Origin of the sequence: Nocardioides sp. (genome assembly GCF_031422975.1) — a bacterium.
GTDB lineage: Bacteria > Actinomycetota > Actinomycetes > Propionibacteriales > Nocardioidaceae > Nocardioides.
In genome coordinates, this window is the sequence record NZ_JANPEO010000229.1 from 1 (window position 1) to 6,228 (window position 6,228).

The 6,228-nt window shown below is 69.6% G+C and carries 4 protein-coding genes and 1 pseudogene; 3 read left to right on the forward strand and 2 right to left on the reverse strand.

Going from position 1 to position 6,228, the window contains the following annotated elements; translation table 11 throughout:
- The 3 genes from RMO85_RS06810 to RMO85_RS06820 all read left to right on the forward strand — a co-directional run.
- A partial coding sequence (locus tag RMO85_RS06810) for a transketolase C-terminal domain-containing protein (RefSeq protein WP_310527878.1) occupies window positions 1-848 on the forward strand: 848 nt, incomplete at its 5' end.
- On the forward strand, window positions 829-2,103 hold the full coding sequence (locus tag RMO85_RS06815; RefSeq protein ID WP_310527879.1) for a hypothetical protein: 1,275 nt from the start codon (window positions 829-831) through the stop codon (window positions 2,101-2,103). The genes RMO85_RS06810 and RMO85_RS06815, both read left to right, overlap by 20 nt.
- Before the next feature lie 36 nt (window positions 2,104-2,139).
- The gene (locus RMO85_RS06820; RefSeq protein WP_310527880.1) at window positions 2,140-3,648 is read left to right on the forward strand and encodes an amino acid permease; all 1,509 of its coding nucleotides are present in this window, start codon (window positions 2,140-2,142) and stop codon (window positions 3,646-3,648) included.
- A 110-nt stretch (window positions 3,649-3,758) separates the two neighbouring features.
- Here RMO85_RS06820 and RMO85_RS06825 read toward each other — a convergent pair whose 3' ends face one another.
- Window positions 3,759-5,840 carry a 3-hydroxyacyl-CoA dehydrogenase NAD-binding domain-containing protein gene (locus RMO85_RS06825; RefSeq protein ID WP_310527881.1) on the reverse strand — a complete coding sequence of 694 codons (2,082 nt, stop codon included), beginning with the start codon at window positions 5,838-5,840 and terminating at the stop codon, window positions 3,759-3,761.
- Window positions 5,837-6,228: pseudogene (locus RMO85_RS06830) on the reverse strand (acetyl-CoA C-acyltransferase); the annotation flags it as partial. The gene RMO85_RS06825 and the pseudogene RMO85_RS06830, both read right to left, overlap by 4 nt.

A 6,228-nucleotide genomic window follows, 5' to 3' on the forward strand; every position in this document is an offset into this window, starting at 1 on the left:
CGAAGTTCCCCGGTCGCACCTTCGACGTCGGAATCGCCGAGCAGCACGCCACCACCTCAGCGGCGGGCCTCGCGATGGGTGGCCTGCACCCGGTCTTCGCGGTCTACGCGACCTTCCTCAACCGTGCCTTCGACCAGGTGCTGATGGACGTCGCCCTGCACCGGTGCGGGGTCACCTTCGTGCTCGATCGTTCGGGGGTGACCGGCGACGACGGCGCCAGCCACAACGGCATGTGGGACATGTCGATCCTCCAGGTCGTGCCGGGCCTGCGGCTCGCCGCCCCGCGCGACGTGACCCGGCTGGGCGAACTCCTCGACGAGGCGATCGAGGTCGACGACGCGCCGACCGTGGTGCGCTTTCCCAAGGGGCCGCCCCCGGCCGACATCGCTTCCGTCGCCAAGGCGGGTGGCGCCGACGTCCTGGTGCGCCGGGGCGACCAGGACGTGCTGATCGTGGCGGTGGGCTCCATGTGCACGGTCGCGGTCGACGTGGCCGATCGCCTCACCGCGCAGGGGATCGGCGTGACCGCCCTCGACCCGCGCTGGGTCAAGCCGGTCGATCCGGCGATCGTGGAGCTCGCCCGCGAGCACCGGCTCGTGGTCAGCATCGAGGACAACGGCCGGATCGGCGGCTGCGGTGCGGTGCTGCTGCAGACCCTCAACGACGCCCGCGTCTCCACCCCCTTCCGCCTCCACGGGATTCCGCAGGAGTTCCTCGATCACGCCAAGCGCGACGTGATCCTGAGCCGGATCGGCCTCGACGCCCAGAGCATCGCCCGCGGGATCGTGGAGGACGTGACTGCTGTGTCCGACGGCCGGGCCCTGCACGATGTCGATCACCAGGCCTGAGGCGCGCGTCAGGCCGTACGCCGCTGCGCTCGCCACGTCGGCGCTGCTGCTCTCCGTCAGCCTGACGGCCTGCACCGGGGACCCCGCAGCCGACTCGCAGCCACCCGAGGGGGAGACGGCCGATGTCGTGCCGCGCATGCGGGAGGTCCTCCACCAGCGCGCTCGCGCCCTCCGGAAGCACAAGTGGCGGGCCTTCCTGGCGACGGTGGACCGGACCGAGCAGAGGTTCGTCGACCGGGAGCGGGTCTACTTCGCCAACCTCACCCAGCTGCCCCTCGGCACGCTCTCCTACCGGGTCGACGGGAGCTCGCTGGTGCGCACGGCCGGCGGCTACGACGCCGTGATCCAGGTGCACCTCCAGCTCGACGGCTACGACGCGCTGCCCGTCGTTCGGCCGGCCCGGTTCCACTTCACCCACGATCCGGAGGGCGACGGGCTGCTCGTCGCCAGCGACCGCGACCGCTCGTGGGAGCAGCGCAACGACGTGGACGTCCAGCCCTGGGACAGCGGTGCCGTCACGGTGGTCACCGGCGGTGGCGTGCTGGGCATCTTCGACACCCTGAGTGCCGGCCGGGCACACGACGTCATCCACGCCGTCGAGGAGGGCATCGGGCAGGTCGGCCAGGTCGTGCCCTACGGCTGGGAAGGCCATGTCGTGGTCTACGCGCTCTCCGACACCGATCTCCTCGAGGGCCTCGACGACCTGCCCTCCCAGGATCCGGATGCTCTCGACGCCGTGTCGTTCCCGGTGCCGGCGCGCATCGACGACGAGGCGGGCGACCCGCTCGCCGGCACCCGCTTCCTGCTGCACCCGCGGATGCTCGACAGCGATCCCCAACAGCTCGGTCGGCTGATCCGCCACGAGCTGGCCCACGTCGCCCTCGGCAGTCACGACGACGACGTGCCGACGTGGCTGGGGGAGGGCATCGCCGAGTGGGTGTCCGTGCAGCCGATGCCGGAGGACCAGCGCCTGATCAGCCAGGCCACGATCGATGCGGCCGCGGCCGGGCTCGACGAGCTGCCCGCCGACCTCGACTACAACGACGCCGACCAGGCCGCGCACTACGGCATCTCCTGGTGGGCGTGTGAGGCCATCGTCGACATGTACGGCGCACCGATGCTGTGGCGCCTGCTCGACGAGCTCGCCGCGACGAGTCAGGAGGACCAGGACGACGTGCTGCAGCAGACGCTCCAGATGGGTTCGGGCCAACTGGCCCGCGAGGCGGCGAAACGCATCCTCGCGACGTACGGCTGACTCGCGCGTATCCCGCTGCCTCGATAGGTTGCCCCGATGAGCAGCCTCTTCCGCACCAAGTCAGTCGAACAGTCGATTGCCGAGACCGACGAGCCGGAGCACCGGCTCAAGAAGAACCTGGGACTCCTCGACCTGGTGATCTTCGGGGTCGGCGTCATCATCGGGGCCGGAATCTTCGTGGTGACGGGCACCGTGGCCAAGACCAACGCCGGCCCGGCGATCACCCTCTCGTTCGTGATCGCCTGTCTCGCGTGCGCGCTGGCCGCGCTGTGCTACGCGGAGTTCGCCTCGACGGTGCCGGTGGCGGGCAGCGCGTACACGTTCAGCTACGCCACCTTCGGCGAGCTGATCGCCTGGATCATCGGCTGGGACCTGGCGCTGGAGTTCACCATCGGTGCCGCGGCGCTCGCCACGAGCTTCTCGGGCTACTTCCAGCAGGTGTTCGAGGGCACGTTCCTGGAGGTCCCGACGGCGCTCGGGTCGGCCGCCGACGGCGTCGTCGACCTGCCTGCGGTGCTCATCTCGCTGCTCGTGGCGGGCGTGCTCATGGCCGGCATCAAGCTCTCCAGCATGCTCAACCAGATCGTGGTGGCCATCAAGCTCCTCGTCGTCGCCGCAGTCATCGTCTTCGGCATCTCCCACATCGACGGTGACAACTACTCGCCCTTCATCCCCCCGTCGCAGCCCGCACCCCAGGGCAGCGGCGGTTTCCTGGACCAGACCCTGATCGGCTCGCTGCTCGGCATCGACCCGGCCGTCTACGGGTTTGCCGGCGTCATCGCCGGAGCCTCGATCGTCTTCTTCGCCTTCATCGGCTTCGACATCGTGGCGACCACCGCGGAGGAGACGCGCAACCCGCAGCGCGACGTCCCGCGCGGCATCCTGATCTCGCTGGTGATCGTGACTGTCCTGTACATGGCGGTCAGCCTGGTCGTCACCGGGATGCAGAAGTACACCGACATCGACCCGAACGACGCCGCGCCGCTGGCGACCGCGTTCGACGCCGTGGGCATGGAGTGGATGGGGCGGCTGATCTCGATCGGTGCCTGCATCGGGCTGATCGTCGTGGTGATGATCCTGATGCTCGGCCAGACCCGCGTCGGCTTCGCGATGGCCCGCGACGGGCTCCTCCCGCGAGGACTGGCGCGGGTCCACCCGACGTACGGGACGCCCTACGTCTTCACCGCGATCACCGGCGTCGCAGTGGCCGTGATCGGCGGCTTCGTCGACCTCGCCACCCTGGTCACCCTGGTCAGCATCGGCACGATGTTCGCCTTCGTGCTGGTCAGCGTCGGCGTGGTGATCCTGAGGCACAAGCGTCCCGACCTCGAGCGCTCGTTCCGCACCCCGGCCGTGCACGTGGTGGCGGCCACGTCGGTGCTGCTGTGCGTCTACCTGATGTTGAACCTCACCGGCGGCACGTGGGTCCGGTTCTTCGTCTGGATGGCGATCGGTCTGGTCGTCTACTTCGCCTACGGCCGGTCGCACAGCCGCGTCGGCCAGGGGATCGGCGGCCCCGCCGCGGACGCCGCCGGGGGTCGCTGACCGGGGGCGGAGGGCGGCTCGAGTCCGCTGTAACACGTCGTCCGGTGCTCTTCTGCGACGTAGCAACGTCGCGGAAGAGCACCGGACAGCGTGTTACAAGTGGTGAGCGATCAGTGGAACCGCTTGCCGTTGACCTTCTCCGAGATGCCGGCGATGTCGAGCAGCATGGTCAGGCCGCCGTTCCAGAAGGAGAACCCGGCGCCGGTGATCATCGCCAGGTCGAGGTCCTCGGGAGCAGCGACGACGCCCTCGTCGAGCATCCGCTGCGCTTCGTCGGCGAGCGCGGACAGGGTCTGCTCGCGCACCTCGTCGGCCGTCTTCACGACCGGGGACTCGGGCTGAACGAGCAGTGCCGCGACCTCGGGGTCGATCGCGCCGTCGGCGCCGTAGAAGCTGCGCCTGCCGGCCTCGACCACGCGCCGGAGGTTCTCCGACACGTAGAAGCGGTCCGGGAAGGCGCGCAACAGCGTCTCGTTGTTGTGCAGCGCGATGGCCGGCCCCACGAGCGACAGCAAGACGTAGGGCGGCATCGGCGCGACACCGGCGAAGGCCGAGTCGACCACCGCGATCGGCGTGCCCTCGTCGGCGATCTTGGCGACCTCGCCCATGAAGCGTCCGAGCAGGCGGTTGACGATGAACGACGGGCTGTCCTTGACCAGGATCGTGGTCTTGCCCAGGCCCTTGCCGGTGCCGAAGGCGGTGGCGAGCGTCGGGTCGTCGGTCTTGTCGCCCTTGACGATCTCGAGCAGCGGCATCACCGCGACCGGGTTGAAGAAGTGGAAGCCCACGACCCGCTCCGGGTGCTCGAGGTCGGCCGCCATCTCGGTGATCGACAGCGACGAGGTGTTGGTCGCCAGCACGCACTCCGGCGAGACGACCTTCTCCACGGCCGCGAAGACCTGCTTCTTGACCGACATCTCCTCGAAGACGGCCTCGATCACGAAGTCGGCTCCCTCGAAGGCGACCGACTGGTCCATCGAGCCGGTCACCAGGGCCTTGAGGCGGTTGGTCTTGTCCTGGTTGGAGCGACCCTTGGCGAGCAGCTTGTCGAGCTCGGCATGCACGTAGGCGACGCCCTTGTCGGCGCGCTCCTGGTCGAGGTCGGTGAGGACGACGGGCACCTTGAGGCGGCGTACGAACAACAGCGCCAACTGGCTGGCCATCAGGCCCGCCCCGACGATGCCGACCTTGGTGACCGGGCGCGCGAGCGAACGGTCGGGGGCGCCGGCCGGACGCTTGGCGCGCTTCTGCACCAGGTCGAAGGAGTACATGCTGGCGATCAGCTCGGGCGTGCGCGACATCGCCTCGAGGGCGTCGTCCTCGGCGGCGAAGCCGGCGTCGCGGTCGGCGTCTCGCGCACCGGCGATCAGCTCGATCGCCTGCTTCGCGGCAGGGGAGGCCCCGCCGGTCTTGGCCGCGACGATGCCCTCGGCACGGGCGATGGCCGCGTCCCAGGCGGCTCCCCGGTCCACCTCGGGCCGCTCGACGACCACGTCGCCGGAGAGGACCTTGCCGGCCCAGAGCAGCGACTGCTCGAGGAAGTCGACGCCACCGAAGACCGCGTCGGCGAGGCCGAAGTCGAAGGCCTGCTGGCCGTTCAGCGTCTTGCCGTTGTTCAGCGGGTTCTCGATGGCCAGCGTGACCGCCTTGTCGGCGCCGAGCAGGTTCGGCACGAGGTAGGCGCCGCCCCAGCCGGGCACGAGACCGAGCATCACCTCGGGCAGGCCGAGGGCCGGCGCCGAATCCATGACGGTCCGGTAGGTGCAGTGCAGCGCGACCTCGAGGCCGCCGCCGAGCGCAAGGCCGTTGATGAAGCCGAACGACGGCTTGCCGCCCTCGCCCAGCTTGCGGAAGACCGCGTGACCGAGCTGGGCAATGGTGCGTACGGCGTCGGGGCCACCGCTCTGGATGGACGTCAGGTCCGCGCCGGCGGCGAGGATGAACGGCTTGCCGGTCACGCCGATGGCGGTGATCGTCTCGTCGGCGATGGCCTCGTCGATGGCGGTGCTGAGCGCCAGCAGTGAGCCGAACCCGAACGTGTTGGGCTTGGTGTGGTCCTCACCGTTGTCGAGGGTGATCAGGCCCAGGGTCAGGCCTCCCGGCAGGGAGACCTTCCGCAGCTTGGCCCGGGTCACGCGCTCGGCGTCGGAGGCCAACTCCTCGGCACGCTTGAACAAAGAGTCGGTGCTCACTTGGTCTCCCCTTCGGTGTTGCCGGTCCAGTTCGGGTTCTCCCAGATCACGGTGCCGCCCATGCCGATGCCGACGCACATGGTCGTCAGTCCGTAGCGGACCTCGGGACGCTCGGCGAACGAGTTCGCGAGCTGGGTCATCAGGCGGACACCGGAGGAGGCCAGCGGGTGTCCCATGGCGATCGCGCCGCCGTAGGGGTTCACGCGCGGGTCGTCGTCGGCGATGCCGTAGTGCTCGAGCAGCGAGAGCACCTGGACCGCGAAGGCCTCGTTGATCTCGAAGGCGTCGATGTCGTCGATGGTGAGGCCGGCCTTGGCCAGTGCCTTCTCGGTCGCCGGGATCGGGCCGGCGCCCATCACCTCGGGCTCGACGCCGGAGAAGGCGAAGG

Coding starts and splice junctions, on each gene's coding strand:
- RMO85_RS06815 (WP_310527879.1), top strand. CDS start 829: ATGTCGATCACCAGGCCTGAGGCGCGCGTCAGGCCGTACGCCGCTGCG.
- RMO85_RS06820 (WP_310527880.1), top strand. CDS start 2,140: ATGAGCAGCCTCTTCCGCACCAAGTCAGTCGAACAGTCGATTGCCGAG.